Here is a 16240-nt window from a genome sequence, read left to right as displayed (position 1 = left end):
CTCATGGGCATGGCCCAGGTCGGCATCGCCATTCCCAATTTCTGGTTCGCGATTCTTCTGATCCTCGTGTTCTCGGTGCAGCTGCAGTGGTTCTCCGCCGGCGGCTTCGAGGGCTGGGGCGAAGGCTTCTTCGCGGGCATCAAGTCGTTGTTCCTGCCTGCCTTGTCGCTCGCCGTGGTGCAGGCCGCGATCCTCGCGCGCATCACGCGCTCGGCGGTGCTCGAGGTGATGCGCGAAGACTTCGTGCGCACCGCGCGTGCCAAGGGCGTGTCGCAGCGCATGGTGCTGTGGACCCATGTGCTGCGCAACGCCATGATCCCGGTCATCACCGTCATGGGCATGCAGTTCTCCGAGCTGCTGGCCGGCACCATCGTGGTGGAGAACGTGTTCTACCTGCCGGGCCTCGGGCGTCTCATCTTCCAGGCCATCAGCAACCGCGACCTCATCGTGGTGCGCAACTGCGTGATGCTGCTCGCGGCCATGGTGGTCATCGTGAACTTCGTGGTCGACGTGCTGTACGCCGTGATCGACCCGCGCATCAAGGCCAGCGACATATGAGCAGCATCACAGCTCCAAGCGCCGCCGCGCTCAAGGTGCCGGGCTTCTGGCGCCGTGCACTGCAGCATCGCAGCTTCGTCATCGGCGGCGTGCTCGCCGCCCTGCTGCTCATTGCCGCACTCGTGTCCTTCGTGTGGACACCGTGGTCGCCGTATGCGATGGACATGGCCAACAAGATGCAGGCGCCCTCCGCATCGCACTGGCTCGGCACCGATGCATTCGGTCGCGACGTGGGGTCGCTGCTGCTGGTGGGCGCGCGTGCGTCCATCCTCGTGGGCGTGATCGCAGTCGGCATCGGCCTCGTGGTCGGCACGGCGCTGGGCCTGCTGGCGGCTGCCAAGCGCGGCTGGGTCGAAGAAGCGGTGATGCGCCTGTCGGACTTCACGCTCGCGTTTCCTGCAATCCTGTCGGCCATCATGATGACCGCCGTGTTCGGCGCGGGCATCGTGAATGCCATCGTGGCCATCGGCATCTACAACATCCCTACCTTCGCGCGCATCACGCGCGCATCGGCCAACGCCATCTGGTCACGCGAGTACGTGGCTGCGGCGCGCGCCTGCGGCAAGGGACCGTTCGCCATCACCATGCAGCACGTGCTGCCGAACATCTCGGCCGTGCTGATCGTGCAGATCACCATCCGCTTCGCCATCGCCATCCTCGCGGAGGCCGCGCTCTCCTACCTGGGCCTGGGCACGCAGCCGCCGCAGCCTTCGTGGGGCCGCATGCTCAGCGAGGCGCAGACCCTCATGTTCCAGCAGCCGCTGCTGGCCGTTTTCCCCGGCATGGCGATCGCCCTCGCGGTGCTGGGGCTGAACCTGCTCGGCGACGGGTTGCGCGATTTGCTCGACCCACGCCTTGCCCGCGCACGCTGAGAACACGATGCCCCTCCTCGAAGTCAACAACCTCCAGATCGGCCTGCAGACCCAGCGCGGGCCGGCGCAGGCCGTGCGCGGCATTTCGTTCTCACTGGAGCGCGGCGAAACGCTGGGCATCGTCGGCGAGTCGGGCTGCGGCAAGTCGATCACCGTGATGTCGCTCATGGGCCTGCTGCCCTCGAGCGCAAAGGTCACGGGCAGCATCAAGCTCGACGGGCAGGAACTCGTCGGCCTGCCCGAAAAGCAGATGTGCCAGGTGCGCGGCAACCGCATCGGCATGATCTTCCAGGAACCCATGACCGCGCTGAACCCAGTGCACACCATCGCGCGCCAGGTCGGCGAGCCGCTGCAGCTGCACCGCGGGCTGACGAAAGCACAGGCGCGCAAGGAAGCACTGGGCCTGCTCGACCGCGTGGGCATACCCGATGCGGCCTCGCGGCTCGACGCCTACCCGCACCAGTTCTCCGGCGGCCAGCGCCAGCGCATCGGCATTGCCATGGCGCTGGCCTGCGGCCCCGACCTGCTGATTGCCGACGAGCCCACCACGGCGCTGGACGTCACCATCCAGAAGCAGGTGCTCGACCTGATCCAGGGCCTGGTCAAGGAAATGGGCATGGCGCTGATCCTGATCTCGCACGACCTCGGCGTGATCGCCAACAGTGTGCAACGCATGCTCGTGATGTATGGCGGCAGCGCCGTGGAAAGCGGGCCGACCGACACGGTCTTCGCCGGCCGCGCCCACCCCTACACGCGCGGCCTGTTCGCGGCCCGCCCTGCCCTCGGCGCCGTGCGCGCCGGGCGGCTGCCCACCATCCGCGGCAGCGTGCCCGAGCTGGTGGACATGCCACGCGGCTGCGCCTTCGCAGGGCGCTGTGCCCACACCATCGACCTGTGCCACAGCACGCGGCCGCAACCCACGCTGCTGCCGAACGACCACACCGTGCGCTGCCTGCGGCTGGGTGAAATTGCAGCCCTGGAGGCCAGGACCGCCCAGGCCGCCACCACGGTTCTCTCCGCATGAGCCAGTCCACGACCACCCCCGGCCAGCCCCTGCTGGCCGTGAACAACCTCTACCGCCACTACGCGCTGCCGCGCGAAAAGCTCTTCGGCCCGCCACCCACGGTGAAGGCGCTCAACGGCGTGAGCTTCGACGTGCGGGCCGGCCAGAGCGTGGGCATCGTCGGCGAATCGGGCTCGGGCAAGTCGACCATCGCGCGGCTGGTGATGGCGCTGGACACACCCACCTCGGGCTCCGTGTCGCTCGAAGGCCGCAACCTGCACACGTTGTCGAAGAACGAGCTGCGCACCGCGCGCCGCGACTTCCAGATGGTGTTCCAGGACCCGTACGGCTCGCTCGACCCGCGCCAGACCGTGGCGCGCATCGTCGCCGAGCCGCTCGAGGCGCTGGCCGAAACCAGCCGCGCCGAACAGCGCGAGCGCGCTTCGGAAGCACTCGCCGCAGTGGGCCTGCGCACCACCGACATGGACAAGTACCCGCACGAGTTCTCGGGCGGCCAGCGACAGCGCATCGCGATTGCGCGCGCGCTCATCACGCGCCCCAAGCTCATCGTGGCCGACGAGCCGGTGAGCGCGCTCGACGTGTCGGTGCAGGCCCAGGTGCTCAACCTCATGCAAGACCTGCAGCAGCAGTTCGGCATCAGCTACCTGCTCATCAGCCACGACCTCGCGGTGGTCAACCACCTGTGCGACGAAGTCTGCGTGGTCTTCAAGGGCCGCATCGTGGAGCGCGGCCGCCCCGCCGACCTGTTCGCGCATGCGCAGCACGAGTACACGCGCACGCTGCTGTCCGCCGTGCTGCACACGCCGTCCCGCTAGCCGCGGCCGGCGCTCTCTTTTCCATCCCACCTCCAGGAGCTACCGAATGTTGAAGCGACGCACACTCATGACTTCCGCCATGGCGGCGGCAATCCCGGGTGTCTTCCTGCCCCAGGCGCGCGCGCAGGCGGGCAAGAACACGCTGACGATCGGCATGCCGCTCGAACCGCCGGGCCTGGACCCGACCACGGGCGCCGCCTCGGCCATTGCCGAGATCACGCAATACAACATTTTCGAGACGCTCACCAAGGTGAACGCCGACGGCTCCGTCACGCCGATGCTGGCCGAGAGCTGGTCGTCGTCGCCCGACATGAAGACCTTCGTCTTCAAGCTGCGCAAGGGTGTGCGCTTCGAGAACGGCCAGCCCTTCAACGCGGCGGTGGTGAAGTTCTCGTTCGACCGCGCGGGCGGCGCCAAGAGCACCAACAAGGACAAGCGCTTCTTCAGCGAGATCGGCACCGTGGTGCTCGACGAATACACCGTGGGCGTGAACAGCACGCTGCCCAACCCCGACCTGCCGTTCATGCTGGGCCAGTCGACCGCTTGCCTGGTCGAGCCCAAGAGCGCCGACACCAACGCCACCGCGCCCGTGGGCACCGGCCCGTACAAGCTCGCGGCCTGGCAACGCGGCGCCTCGTGCACGCTGGTGAAGTCGCCCACCTACCGCGACCCGAACCTGGCGAAGACCGAGCGCTTCGTGTTCCGCTTCATGTCGGACACCGCGGCGCAGACCGCCGCGCTGATGGCCAACGACATCGACATCTTCCCGCGCGCGGGCACGCGCTCGGTGGCGCAGTTCAAGGGCAACCCGCGCTTCCAGGTGATCGAGGTGGGCACGCGCGGCAAGGTGATATTGACCATCAACAACCGCAAGAAGCCGCTGGACGACGTGCGCGTGCGCCGCGCCATCCTGGCGGCCATCGACCGCAACGCGATCATCCAGGGCGCGGCGGACGGCTTCGGCAAGCCGCTGGGCAGCCACTACGCCATGGGCGCGCCGGGCTTCATCGACACCACGGCGATCAACCCCTTCGACATCGAGAAGGCGAAGAAGCTGCTGGCCGAGGCGGGCGTGAAGACACCGCTCGAACTGCGCCTGCAACTGCCCCCGCCTTCGTATGCACGCCAGGGCGGCGAGATGATCGCGGCGCAGCTGGCGCAGATCGGCATCAACGTGAAGATCCAGAACGTCGAATGGGCGCAGTGGCTCAACAGCACCTTCGGCGGCGCGCACGACTTCGACCTGACCATGGTGGCCCACGTGGAGCCCTTCGACCTGGTGAAGTACACCGAGCCCGACTACTACTGGGGCTACGACTCGAAGAAGTTCCGGGACCTGTTCGTGACCATCCAGAACGAAGAGAACAAGAAGCGCCGCGCCGACCTGCTGGCCGAAGCGCAGCGCCAGCTGGCGACCGATGCAGTGAACGGCTTCCTGTACCAGGCCGTGTTCCCGACCATCGCGCGCAAGGAAGTGAAGGGCCTGTGGCCGAGCATGCCGATCGTGGTGAACGACCTGGCCGCCATTTCGTGGAGCTGATGCAATGACCAAGCCTCTTTATTCACTGAGCGTGCAGGAACTGCACGCCGCCTACGCCGCCAAGGAGCTGTCTCCGGTGGAGGTGACGCGTTCGGTCAACGAACGCATCGCGGCCTATGAGCCCGAGCTGCACGCGACATGGCTGTTCCGCCCCGAGCTCGCGCTCGAGCAGGCGCGCGCGTCCGAGGCACGCTGGCTGGCCGGCACCCCGCGCGGCACGCTCGACGGCGTGCCCGTGACCATCAAGGACAACCTCGCGACCGAAGGCGACCCGATGCCCCTGGGCACCGCCGCCTACGCGCTCGTGCCGCAGACGCAAGACTCGCCCCCGGCCGCGCGCCTGAAGGAAGACGGCACGGTGCTGGTCGCCAAGACCACCATGCCCGACCTGGGCATGCTGTCGTCGGGCCTGTCGAGCTTTCATGAACTTTCGCGCAACCCGTGGGACCTGTCGCGCACGCCCGGCGGCTCCAGCGCGGGCGCCGGCGCGGCGGCCGCCGCGGGCTACGGCCCGCTGCACGTGGGCACCGACATCGGCGGCTCGCTGCGCCTGCCGGCGAGCTGGTGCGGCATCTACACGCTCAAGCCCAGCTTCGGGCGCATTCCGCTGAGCTCGCCCTACATGGGCCGCTGCGCCGGCCCGATGACGCGCACCGTGGCCGATTCCGCATTGATGATGGCCTCGGTCGCGCAGCCCGACGACCGTGACTATTCGGAACTGCCCGCGCCCACCATCGACTGGAACGCCTTCGAGGTCGACCCGTCGTTTCTCAACGGCAAGCGCGTGGCGCTGCACATGGACGCGGGCTGCGGCCTGCCGCTGGACCCGCAGATCGCCGAGGCCGTTCGCCGTGCCGCCAGGCGCATCGAGGCCGCGGGCGCGCACATCGAAGAAATTCCGGCCTTCATGACGCCGGCGATGCTGCAGGGCATGGACCACTTCTGGCGCATGCGCTCGTGCCTCGACATGCAGGCCATGACTGCCGAGCAGCGCGCGAAGATCCTGCCGTACATCCGCGACTGGGCCGAGAGCGCGGCCGGATTCTCGGGCGCCCAGGTCTTCGACGGCTACAGCCAGTTCGTGGCCACGCGCGCGGCCACGGTGGCCGCCACCAAGGCCTACGACTTCGTGCTGTCGCCGGTGTCGCCGAACCTGCCCGCGCCCGCCGACCATGCCTCGCCTACCAACGACCCGATGCGCCCGCTGGAGCACATCGGCTTCACGGTGCCGTACAACATGTCGGAGCAGCCGGCCGCGTCGATCAACTGCGGCTACTCGGCCGAGGGCCTGCCCATCGGCCTGCAGATTGCAGGGCGCCGCTTCGACGACCTGGGCGTGCTGCAGTTCAGCCGTGCGTTCGAGCAGATCCGCGACGCGCAAAGACCCTGGCCGGAACCGAAATGACAGCTCGGCGTCCAATGACGCCGACCGCAAGGAGACAAGACACATGAACGCAACCCACTACATCGACGGGCGCCGCGCGCCCTCCGAAGGCAACGCCACCATCGACGTGATCGACCCGAGCGACGGCCAGAAATTCGGAGAGATCGCGCGCGGCACGGCCGCCGACGTCGATGCCGCCGTGCGCGCCGCGCGCCGGGCCATCGGCGACAACTTCGACGGCCCCTGGGGTGCGACGACCGCGCTGGAGCGCGGCCGGCTGCTCGCCAAGCTGGGCGCCGCCGTGCTGGAGCACCACGAAGAGCTCGCGCAGCTCGAAGCCCGCGACACCGGCAAGGCGCTGCGCGTGGCGCGCAACGACGCCACCGCGCTGGCGCGCTACATGGAGTACTACGCCGGCGCCTGCGACAAGCTGCACGGCGACACCCTGCCCTACGAGCGCGGCTACACCGTGCTGACGGTGCGCAACCCGCACGGCGTGACGGGCCACATCGTGCCCTGGAACTACCCGATGCAGATCGCGGGCCGCAGCGTGGGCGCGGCCCTGGCTGCGGGCAATGCCTGCGTGGTGAAGCCGGCCGAGGACGCGAGCCTCTCGCTGCTGCGCCTGGCGGAGATCGCGACCGAGGTGGGCTTTCCGGCGGGCGCGCTCAACGTGGTGACGGGCTACGGCAAGGAAGCCGGCGCGGCGCTGTGCGCGCACCCCGGCATCGACCACATCTCGTTCACGGGCTCGACCATGACCGGCCGCAGCGTAGGCCTGGCCGCGGCCGAGCGCCACTGCCCGGTGACGCTGGAGCTGGGCGGCAAGTCGCCGCAGATCGTGTTCGCAGATGCCGACCTGGACGCGGCCGAGCCGGTGCTGGTGAACGCCATCATCCAGAACGCGGGGCAGACCTGCTCGGCGGGCAGCCGCGTGCTGGTAGAGCAGTCGGTGTATGAAGAGGTGGTGCAGCGGCTGGCCAAGCGCTTCGCGGCCGTGAAGGCGGGCACGCCGGCGGAAGACCTGGACATGGGCCCGCTCATCAACGAAAAACAGTTCCGCCAGGTGCGCGACATGGTCGCCACCGCCGAGGCCAGCGGCCTGAAGGTGGCCGCGCGCGGCACGGTGTCGCCCAATGCGTCGGCCACCGGCTTCTACCAGGAGGCGGTGCTGTTTCGCGATGTGCCGCACGACAGCGACTTGGCGCAGCGCGAGGTCTTCGGCCCGGTGCTGGCGGTGATGCCGTTCAAGGACGAGGCCGAGGCGGTGCGCCTGGCCAACGGCACGGACTTCGGCCTGGTGGCCGGCGTGTGGACGCGCGACGGCGCGCGCCAGCTGCGCATGGCGCACAAGCTGCGCTGCGGCCAGGTCTTCGTGAACAATTACGGTGCGGCGGGTGGTGTAGAACTGCCCTTCGGCGGCGTGAAATCGAGCGGTTTCGGCCGCGAGAAGGGCTTCGAGGCCCTGCTCGGCTTCACGACCCTCAAGACGATCGCAATCAAGCACGGATGACACCATGACCACCACTGAACAACAAACTCCACGCCGCGTGGGCCTCGTCGGCGTCGGCCTGATGGGCCACGGCATCGCCAGCAACATCGTCAAGCACGGCCACCAGCTGACGGTGCTGGAGCATGCGGGCAACCAGCCCATGGACGGCCTGCTGAAGGCGGGCGCCACGTCGGTGAAAGACGTGGCCGCGCTGGCCGCGCAGGTCGACGTGCTCATCCTGTGCGTCACGGGTACGCCGCAGGTCGAGGCGGTGATGCTGGGCGACAAGGGCGCGCTGAGCACGCTGCGCGCGGGCACGGTGGTGATCGACTGCTCGACGGCCGTGCCCGCCTCCACCGCCAAGGTGGCCGAGGCGGTGGGCGCCAAGGGCGGCAAGTTTCTCGATGCGCCGATGACGCGCACCGCGAAGGAAGCGGCCGAAGGCCGGTTGAACCTGCTGGTGGGCGGCGATGCCGACGTGCTCGACTCTTGCCTGCCGCTGCTGCGCTGCTTTGCCGAGAACATCACGCACGTGGGCGGCACCGGTGCGGGCCACGCGATGAAGCTGCTGCACAACTTCGTGTCGCTGGGTACTGTTGCGCTGCTGTGCGAAGCGGCTGCGTGTGCCGAACGCGCGGGCGTGAAGCCCGATGTGTTCGTCGACGTGCTGGCCAAGGGCGGCGGCAACGGCGTGGCGCTGGAACGCGTCAAGCCCAAGCTGCTCACCGGCAGCACCGATTCGCTGAAGTTCTCTATGGCCAATGCGAAGAAGGACCTGGGGTACTACAACGACATGGCGGAGCAGTCTTCTTCCAGTCATGGCATTGCGCAGGCTGTGGATGCGCTGCTGACGCAAGGTGTCGAGAAGTTTGGTGGGGACCGGATGGTTCTCGATCTGGTCGAAGCACTGCGCTGATTTCTTTTCCCTGTGCATCGCCCCTCTGTTCAGGGCGCGTGCACAAGCCGCCGGGTACTTCCCTCCGCGAATGTCCCCCGGGGCTTCGCCCCTCCTCCTTTATTTCGCTGCGTGAAGCACCCGACGCCCTGCGCACGGTGAGTGCTGCCGTGGCGTTGGCGGTTCAATTGCTGTGACGGACTACAGGTCGTTGATATGCGCCGGCACGCTGATGAGCGTGCGCTTGAGACGGGCAGGCAAGCGGGATTTCGCAGGGCGGGCGTCGGCCCCGGCCGAGATTGGCGTGGCTGCGTTCGATGTCTGCTTGCAGACGGGTTGCAGACCAGTGCTCGTCACAATAGCGAGTGTCAAGTCATGGTCTGGAAATACTCAAAATGATGGATTGGGTCCCTGTCGTCTTCATTGCTTTCAAGGTTCTCGTGTTCGGCACGGGCATGTTCTTCGCCATCAAGTGGCACTATGAGCGAGGGAAGAAGCACAAGGAGAAGCAGAGCGCGGTGCTGCGCGCGGGCGGCAAGGTGGCCGCAATCTTCGTGCTGTCGCTCCTGGGCCTCTCGCTTCTCACCTTAGGCCTCAGCAGCATGCTCGGTTTGGACTTGACCTTCCCATGATGGCAAGGGATGGTCGGCCGATGCCCAGTTGTGCGGCGGCCATTCCCAGATGCGGCTATCGGACAGCGTCGACACGCGGGTCAACACGTCACTTGAAGGCCGCTGTCGCGAGACAGCGCACGGTCTTCTGCGCTGATGGGTCGTGTGGCTACAGCCGGCCACAAGGGTCCTTTGCGGGCTGCCGCAGAATCAGCCAGAACCGGCCGTTTTCCTCGCCGGCACAACGCGACCAAGGCAGTCGCTTCTAGAGACGCTACAGAGGCCATCATCGGCATGACAAATTCATACTCGGTTCGCAACGAAGCTCCCTCTGTCGCTGTCTACTGCCGGCTCCGAGCCGCAGCTGGTCTGAGCTCAAAGACCGAAGAAGCAGCGAGTCGAGGTCTGCAAGGGAGCCTCTTCTCCGTTCAGGTCGTCTTCGATGGAGAGGTTGTCGGCATGGGCCGGGTCGTGGGCGACGGGGGTTGCTTCTACCAGGTTGTAGACATTGCGGTCATTCCCTCGCACCAGGGAAAGGGCCTCGGCAAGGTCATCATGCGTGAAATCATGAGCTACGTTGAAGCCAACGTGCCAGCAAGCGGGTACGTGAGCCTCATTGCTGATGGACTCGCCCAAAATCTATACGCCGGCTTCGGGTTTGCCGCCACTGCACCAAAGTCGATTGGAATGGCGCTTGTTCGGCGCGCGAGCGACCCCTGCTGAACAAGGTTGCATAAGGCACCCATCGGCCAACAGCCGTCGTTGGCGAAGGGCTTTCGACTTAGAGCGCCGCTGGGTGGTCCTCGAGCGGCACGAAGGAATCGCCGGAGGGTGCCAGGGCCACGATGGAGCCGGACTCGATGTCGTACACCCATCCGTGTATCGTCAGCTTTCCTTGCGCCAGCGCGAGCGCCACGGAAGGATGGGTGCGCAGGTTGTTCAACTGTGCGATGACGTTCTCACGCACCATGCTGTCGACGCGCGCGCGCTCGCTGTTGTGGTGCTTCGACTCGTTGATCATGCGGGCCGCGTCCGCATAGCGAAGCCAGTTCTTCACCGCCGGCATGTGCTCCAGACACGCGCAGGTGGCAACGGCTGTCATCGCACCGCAGTCAGAGTGGCCGCATATGACAATGTCGGTGACCTTCAAGGCGGCGACTGCGTATTCCACCGTTGCCGACACGCCCCCAGGTTCCGGACCGAAGGAGGGAACGATGTTGCCGGCGTTGCGGATGACGAACAAATCGCCGGGCTCGCGCTGCGTCACCAGCTCAGGGACCATGCGACTGTCCGAGCAGGAAATGAACAGCGTCGTCGGCTCCTGCTTGGTTGCGAGCTTCTGGAAGAGTTCCCTGCGAGTGGGAAACACCTCTCGCTGGAACCGCAGGAATCCATCTACAACGTCACGCATCGAGTCTCTCCAACTGATGGTGAATTTTACCAAGGAGCGGGTGCGGCGTTCAAACACGAGGTGCGTCGCGCGCTGGAGCTGGCGGAGCAGACCGACACCTGAAGCGGGCGGCCGCCCGGGCCTGCTGGACGGCGTGGGTCTCCGGCAGAATGCGGCCAGAAGCCGAACTTAGTGATCCCCGTTCAATTTTTCGCGTAGATGCTTTGTCGGCCTGGTCGGCGACGGCTAAAGTCGCTACCCATTGACCGGCCTCGAAAATCTGTCGCAAGAAGATGACTCTGCCCAAAATGCTCGGGAAAAAGCTCAAGGACGACGAGGTGCTCCAACTACTGGAGGACTGTCAGGCCGGTCCGGTCACTTACGAATTTGACCGCCTGCATGAGGGCACGCCGGATTCGTACTGGCTCGAAGTTCTCGGCGAGGGCTTCGCGATTCGGTTTGACGAGGCGCAAACGCTGAAGACCATCCATTGCTACGTCGTGCCTGTGGATGGCTTCTCGGCAATCGATGCCAGGCTTCTAGGGGTTCCGCTCTATGCCACGCGCGACGAGATACAGCGTGCATCGACCGAGGTGGGCCTTCGCGTTGTTATGGGTGATGCGGATATTCCCGCGCTCCGTCTTCAAACGGCGTGGGCGCGCGTTGAGGCTGAGGACTTTTGGACCCACTATGAGTTTCGGGCCGGAGTTTTATGCATGGTGAACCTATCTCTCCCTCGTTAGTAGACGGCCAGAAGCGGACGTTCCGGGACGAGGCTGAAATTCAAAGCTGACAACCGACACCAGCGATGAAGTTCGACGTAACGCGCGAGCTTGCTGCTCACAGGGCGACCAGCTTGCACCGTTAGCGTTCGCTTGTGAATCGAGTGCGGACGCAACCCTTAGGTAACTAGGCGTTGACGAGCACAACGTAGCGCTTGCTGCTGCTGCCCTCACTGAATCCCGAAATCGATACCCACATTCACGTATCCGATGGGCGCAAACACCCCGCTTCCCGTGTATTGCAGTTGGATGGAATCTCCTTGCGCTCCAGAAAGGGAACCCGCCGCACCCACGGTCGTGGATGTCCTGCGCATCCCGCTCTGCAGGGCGGCCCCGGCGTTCGCCGCAATAACGCGCAGGCCATCCGCGGTGATCGCGATTCCTTGCCATTGGCCACTGCTGCCTGTAGCTCGCCAGGATGCGCCGAAGTCGTCCGACTGGTACATCCGACCTCCGGCCGTCCCTGCCACGACGAAGCGCCCGTCCGATGAAGTCGCGAGACCGCGCCAGTCGCGAGCAGTGTCCTCGGCCTCCCAGCTCGCTCCGTAGTCCTCCGATCTCCACAGGGTGCCCGTGTCGACCGTTGCATACATACGTCTTCCGTCGGCCGACACCCTCACGGCCCACCAAAAGTTGCCACTGGCCCTGGCCGTCCAGGTGACTCCGTAGTCCGTCGACACGTAGAGCTGGGCGCCGTTCGTTCCCGCCACCTGAACCCGTCCGTCGGCCGAGATGCTCACGGTGCGCCACGCGCGATTGCTGTCACGGCTCGTCCAACTGGCACCGCCGTCACCCGAGGTCCAGACCTGGCCGAGGTACGCCACCGCGGTAAGGCGCATGCCGTCAGAGGAACTCGCCACCGAACTCCATGCACGCGCTGATCCATCGTCCGCCCAGTTGGCGCCCCCATCCGTGGAGGTGAAGATCGAGCCTCCGTTGGTCGTGGCGACGAGCCTGAGCCCATCGCTCGATGACGCGACGCTGCTCCAGGTTTGCCCGATGAGCCTCAGCGTCCAGGTCAGGCCCTGATCCATCGAGGTGTAGAGCTCGCCGCTGGCGGATGCGGCCACGAGCCGCGCGCCGTCTGCCGAGGAGGCGACACCAACCCAATTGCCTGTGATCGAACCGGTCGCCCAGCGAATGTCCAGGCCGCCGGGTAGTCCAAGCGTGCTGATGCGCTGGCCCGCGTTCTGCGCGATCGTCCATCCTCCCGTGCCCACGCCGCTGACCTTGACCCACTCGCCCACAGTTGGCGCGGCTGGCAAGGTGATGACGGTCTTCGCGCTCGAGTTCGCCAAGTAGCCCGTGTTGGATTCGGCCTGGATGGCCGCGCCCGTCACGTCGATCCATCGCGTGTCGGCGGGCGCGGCGCTGCACACGTAGGCGGTAAAGCTCACCTCGCCGGCGCCCAGGACGCCGTTGCCGTCGAGATCCAGTCCTGAGGCCATGCGCTGCCCGCCGTATTGGCAGGTGGCACCGGGCGGTTCGGCCGCGAAGGAGATCAGGCTGTCACGGCCCGATGAACCCGAGGGGCCCGTCGCCCCTGGGCTGCCATTGCACACATAGGCGGAGGTGGAAACCTCGGCATCCTCGAGCGTGCCGTTCGCGTTCGTGTCGATGCCTGCAAGCACCTGCGATCCGCCCTGCACGCAGTTCGCGCCGGCGGGTTCGGCGCGCATCCGGACCAGCGTTGCGAGTCCCGCCGACCCGGCGACGTTACAGACGTACTGGGTCGACGTCACCTCCTGATCCGCCAACACTCCGTCACGGTTGACGTCCACGCCCGCGTCGACACGCAGGCCACCTGCAGCACACTGGAGCCCGGTGCTCTCCTTCATGGCGCGCATCAAGGCTGCCGGCAGCGGCTGCGTTGCAGGATCCGCGGCCGATCCCGCCCGTACTCCGCCATCATTGCCACCACCGCCGCAGGCTGACATCACCAGGGGCAGCAAGAACAACGAAAGACCAAGACGGCGGACGAAGCGTCCGAAATTGCGGCGGGACATGTCGATACCTGCAATTGCAGTGCTACAGCGATCCGTAATTCTCTCAAGAAACACATTTTGAAACAATCAAAAAAACGACGCCTTTGCCAAAGAACATGGCCATTAGATAAGCGGTCTGCGAACGTCGTTGCGGCACGCCAGTAACCCCAGCGGTAGGGCCCCGTGGCCATCCGTAAATTGCACCCGCTGGCGCCATCCAACCTTTGCGCACCGCGCCGTTGGACCTTCGCAAATTTGATTTCGCGCGATTGGACCCGCGTTTTTTTGCCGCTCTTGGATCGACCTGTGGGCTCGCGACCGGCTGCTTCGGACGAGGCCCAATGTCTCAGATGGGCCCGTTCACGACAGCGGCGCGACCGGCTACAGTCGGCCAGTAGCAGAAGTTCAAATGCACCACGAAGTCACGCTCCTCGATAGACTCAACAGCCCGACAACGATGATGGAAGCGGAGCAGGAGCTTCTATCGCGTGGCGCAGCCTGCGTTCCGGTGCTCACAGCAATCCTGGACGACAGCGCCACAAGTGCCTTCGGTGTTGCTTACGGCCGCCTTGGCCTTCCGCGACAGTGTGCTCAGGAAATGGCGGTTCGCCTCGGGCCGAACGCCAAACCGCTGGAGCGTTTGCTGACCACGGACGCGTCGAATGGCCACACGACGGCAGTGAGGGCTTTAGCTGCGCTCGGATCGCTTGAGGTTGCATCGGTCAAAGCGCTTGTGGAGAACATGAACAGCGCGGACTTTGAGCTGGCTGAAGAGTCAGCTCTCGCGCTCGTTAAGACAGGACACGCAGGCGTTGCAAAGGCAGCAGCAACAACGAGACGCTTGCAAGACCTCATCGCGAAGTGGTCCCTGTAGTTGGGCGCGAATGTCCGCTACGGAGCGATCCGACCGGATGCTTCGGGCCCGAAGCGCCTGGTAGCCGACAGGCTACAGTCGGCCACAACCGGTCATTCAACGCGGGCGGCTACTGAGGAGAATTTTTCGATGGCTTGGGTTCGAGACGTCAACAGCTTGTACAACTTCATCGGGTACGTCGTGCTTCGGGCGCCAGACCAGTTCCCGCGAGAGGACTACTTGCGAGACGATGAGCAGTTGACGCTGGACAAGGCGTTCGAGGAGCTGCGAGCCGGCGTGCATCTCGTGCAAGCCGACTTCCCGGAGCGGCAAGTTTGCGGCGAACTGCAATTCATTCTCGACGAGAGCCTCGCGCTTTACCGGTCCGGCGAAAGGGTCGCGGCGGCGCATCGGCTACAGGATTTCTCGTCTGCAATCTTCAACGAATGAAGTGCGCGAGAGGCTACAGTCGGCCACAACCGGCCGTTCGCGTCGTCGCCAGACATGTAAGTTATGGACAAAATTCTCAAGCCTTACGCTGTCGTGCGTGTTCTGAGGTTGATCGGCAAAGCTGATGAATATGACGGCTGGCAAGTGAACCAACGGGCTCCCGCCGTTGGAGACATTGGAACCTTGCTCGATGTCCTAGCTGCGCCTGGCATTGCTGACCGGTACGTCGTTGAGAGCAGCGACGGCAACGGCACGACAGTCTGGTTGGGTGACTTCCTTGCCGATGAACTGGAGCTTGTTCAAACCGCGTGACACCGACAACGAGCAGCATGCGGCCAACTCCAGACATTCGCGAATGAGCAAACAACGAATCACAGTTTCACGATTTGAAGGCACCTTGATGGGCATGGCGGGCAACGTGTCGTTGTACCGGAAGGGCATCAACGAGTTTTTCCTGTCGCATGGGCTGCCGAGAGCTATGGAGGAGTTGGAGGCGGTACGTGGCCAACTAGAGAAAATTCAGGTGTACGAACTCTGCCGCAAAGCGCTTGTTGAGGCGGAGGCTCTGGTGCGCCAAGGGCCTGAATTCGACGGCCAAGCGGAAGAACTATTGCTGCAGGCCGGCGGTGAACTTGCCCGCGCCTCAGGCAGCTTCGACAGGCTGCAGCGACGATTCAGGGCGGCCAACGACGCGAACTCAAGCGATTGAATTGTGTCCGCTTTCGAGAAGTCGCAACTTCCGCTTTGGGCCCGAAGCCGAAGTTCAAGTCGCTCCAAAGCGGACATCACGCAACACCCGAAAGCGGCCGCTAGCTGCGTTCGCAAACGCAACGTAGCTGGCGTTCGGAAGTGGCAGTCGCTCGGTCCTACTTACTGGCAGCGCCTTCAAGCATTGACCATTCCCCACCGCGATTCAGGTACAGATGCTGTGAGAGCGGTCGTGCCATCGACCGTCCTTGTTCGGTCTGGACCAACCGGCTCAGCCGCTCAACTGCCCCCTTGTCGTCTGCTGGTACAAAAAAGATTGGGCCGTCCACCGTTGGCAAGGCGGCAACAATTCCGTTAGCGAGCTTCTGTCCGACCCCGCCCCATAGACTGTCATGCAAAAGGTAGGGTGCACTCTGGCAACGGTACGGAGTATCGACCGACCACAGATTTCCCTCAAACCTCTCGAACTTCGGCGGGCAGGTACGCATCAAGTTATCAAGAGCCGTTTTGACTGCCAAGGCATCGCTGAAATGCAGCCGGTCAAGGTCTGCGCGAGAGGCATCTGAGACTTCACTTGCGCCTTGGAATGCGAGGACCACCGCCAAGTCGCCCACATAGGCGAATGTGGCAGAAGTCGAACGAGCGGTCAGTTGCCCCCTTTTCTGCACGGCGCCGTCTGCCTTGACTATCCGGGGAAAGAGCTCTCCTGCAGTACCCTCTGCCTGCACGGCCGATGTGCCAACAAGGGCGAACAACAGAATCGATGCGCTGAAGAGCTTGGTCTTAGACATGTGAGTCGAGTCGTGAGGGTCTGCTAGGAGCCGCGTGCTGCAGGTTGGTCAAGCGTCAGCTCCCAACCGCAGCCCCACGCCGAAATCCTC

At 65.0% G+C, this 16240-nt stretch carries 18 protein-coding genes; 15 read left to right on the top strand and 3 right to left on the bottom strand.

What is annotated here, in order from left to right; genetic code table 11:
* From AC1DJH_RS30335 to AC1DJH_RS30290, 10 genes are all read left to right on the top strand, one after another.
* Positions 1 to 558: ABC transporter permease (locus AC1DJH_RS30335; RefSeq protein WP_478188240.1), on the top strand; the 558-nt coding region annotated here is incomplete at its 5' end.
* Positions 555 to 1430, top strand: coding sequence for an ABC transporter permease (locus AC1DJH_RS30330; RefSeq protein ID WP_478188239.1), 876 nt, complete (start codon positions 555 to 557; stop codon positions 1428 to 1430). The genes AC1DJH_RS30335 and AC1DJH_RS30330, both read left to right, overlap by 4 nt.
* A 7-nt stretch (positions 1431 to 1437) precedes the next feature.
* Positions 1438 to 2454, top strand: a complete 1017-nt coding sequence (locus tag AC1DJH_RS30325) for an ABC transporter ATP-binding protein (RefSeq protein ID WP_435440766.1) — start codon at positions 1438 to 1440, stop codon at positions 2452 to 2454.
* On the top strand, positions 2451 to 3269 hold the full coding sequence (locus AC1DJH_RS30320; RefSeq protein ID WP_472123048.1) for an ATP-binding cassette domain-containing protein: 819 nt from the start codon (positions 2451 to 2453) through the stop codon (positions 3267 to 3269). The genes AC1DJH_RS30325 and AC1DJH_RS30320 overlap by 4 nt, the downstream gene beginning before the upstream one ends.
* A gap of 46 nt (positions 3270 to 3315) precedes the next feature.
* Entirely contained in the window at positions 3316 to 4809 is a 1494-nt protein-coding gene (locus AC1DJH_RS30315) for an ABC transporter substrate-binding protein (protein WP_472123051.1), read from the top strand.
* Positions 4810 to 4813: 4 nt separating this feature from the next.
* On the top strand, positions 4814 to 6214 hold the full coding sequence (locus tag AC1DJH_RS30310; RefSeq protein ID WP_472123054.1) for an amidase: 1401 nt from the start codon (positions 4814 to 4816) through the stop codon (positions 6212 to 6214).
* 43 nt (positions 6215 to 6257) lie between these two features.
* Positions 6258 to 7706 carry an aldehyde dehydrogenase family protein gene (locus AC1DJH_RS30305; RefSeq protein ID WP_472123057.1) on the top strand — a complete coding sequence of 483 codons (1449 nt, stop codon included), beginning with the start codon at positions 6258 to 6260 and terminating at the stop codon, positions 7704 to 7706.
* Positions 7707 to 7710: 4 nt separating this feature from the next.
* Positions 7711 to 8601, top strand: a complete 891-nt coding sequence (locus tag AC1DJH_RS30300) for an NAD(P)-dependent oxidoreductase (protein ID WP_472123060.1) — start codon at positions 7711 to 7713, stop codon at positions 8599 to 8601.
* A 374-nt stretch (positions 8602 to 8975) separates the two neighbouring features.
* Entirely contained in the window at positions 8976 to 9212 is a 237-nt protein-coding gene (locus AC1DJH_RS30295; RefSeq protein ID WP_472123063.1) for a hypothetical protein, read from the top strand.
* Between the two features lie 135 nt (positions 9213 to 9347).
* Complete coding sequence (locus AC1DJH_RS30290; protein ID WP_478188238.1) at positions 9348 to 9914, top strand: GNAT family N-acetyltransferase; 567 nt, start codon at positions 9348 to 9350, stop codon at positions 9912 to 9914.
* 58 nt (positions 9915 to 9972) lie between these two features.
* On the opposite strand, the gene AC1DJH_RS30285 is transcribed toward AC1DJH_RS30290, so the two are convergent.
* Positions 9973 to 10602, bottom strand: coding sequence for a carbonic anhydrase (locus AC1DJH_RS30285; protein ID WP_472123069.1), 630 nt, complete (start codon positions 10600 to 10602; stop codon positions 9973 to 9975).
* 272 nt (positions 10603 to 10874) lie between these two features.
* On the opposite strand from AC1DJH_RS30285, the gene AC1DJH_RS30280 reads away from it, so the two are divergent.
* Entirely contained in the window at positions 10875 to 11324 is a 450-nt protein-coding gene (locus AC1DJH_RS30280) for a hypothetical protein (protein ID WP_472124725.1), read from the top strand.
* Positions 11325 to 11533: 209 nt separating this feature from the next.
* On the opposite strand, the gene AC1DJH_RS30275 is transcribed toward AC1DJH_RS30280, so the two are convergent.
* Positions 11534 to 13369, bottom strand: coding sequence for a WD40/YVTN/BNR-like repeat-containing protein (locus AC1DJH_RS30275; protein WP_478188237.1), 1836 nt, complete (start codon positions 13367 to 13369; stop codon positions 11534 to 11536).
* Between the two features lie 388 nt (positions 13370 to 13757).
* Here AC1DJH_RS30275 and AC1DJH_RS30270 point away from each other — a divergent pair, with 388 nt between their 5' ends.
* From AC1DJH_RS30270 to AC1DJH_RS30255, 4 genes are all read left to right on the top strand, one after another.
* Entirely contained in the window at positions 13758 to 14222 is a 465-nt protein-coding gene (locus AC1DJH_RS30270; RefSeq protein WP_478188236.1) for a hypothetical protein, read from the top strand.
* 129 nt (positions 14223 to 14351) lie between these two features.
* Entirely contained in the window at positions 14352 to 14651 is a 300-nt protein-coding gene (locus AC1DJH_RS30265) for a hypothetical protein (RefSeq protein WP_478188235.1), read from the top strand.
* A 63-nt stretch (positions 14652 to 14714) separates the two neighbouring features.
* Positions 14715 to 14963, top strand: a complete 249-nt coding sequence (locus tag AC1DJH_RS30260) for a hypothetical protein (protein WP_472126035.1) — start codon at positions 14715 to 14717, stop codon at positions 14961 to 14963.
* Between the two features lie 43 nt (positions 14964 to 15006).
* Positions 15007 to 15360, top strand: coding sequence for a hypothetical protein (locus AC1DJH_RS30255; RefSeq protein WP_478188234.1), 354 nt, complete (start codon positions 15007 to 15009; stop codon positions 15358 to 15360).
* 157 nt (positions 15361 to 15517) lie between these two features.
* Here the strand turns inward: AC1DJH_RS30255 and AC1DJH_RS30250 are convergent, their stop codons facing one another.
* Positions 15518 to 16150, bottom strand: a complete 633-nt coding sequence (locus tag AC1DJH_RS30250) for a DUF1444 domain-containing protein (protein WP_478188233.1) — start codon at positions 16148 to 16150, stop codon at positions 15518 to 15520.
* Positions 16151 to 16240 lie beyond the last annotated feature (90 nt).

It is taken from the genome of Variovorax sp. 10N412 (assembly GCF_056394985.1).
The sequence above is the reverse complement of the archived record's forward strand: the minus strand, read 5'-3'. Positions and strand labels throughout refer to the sequence as shown.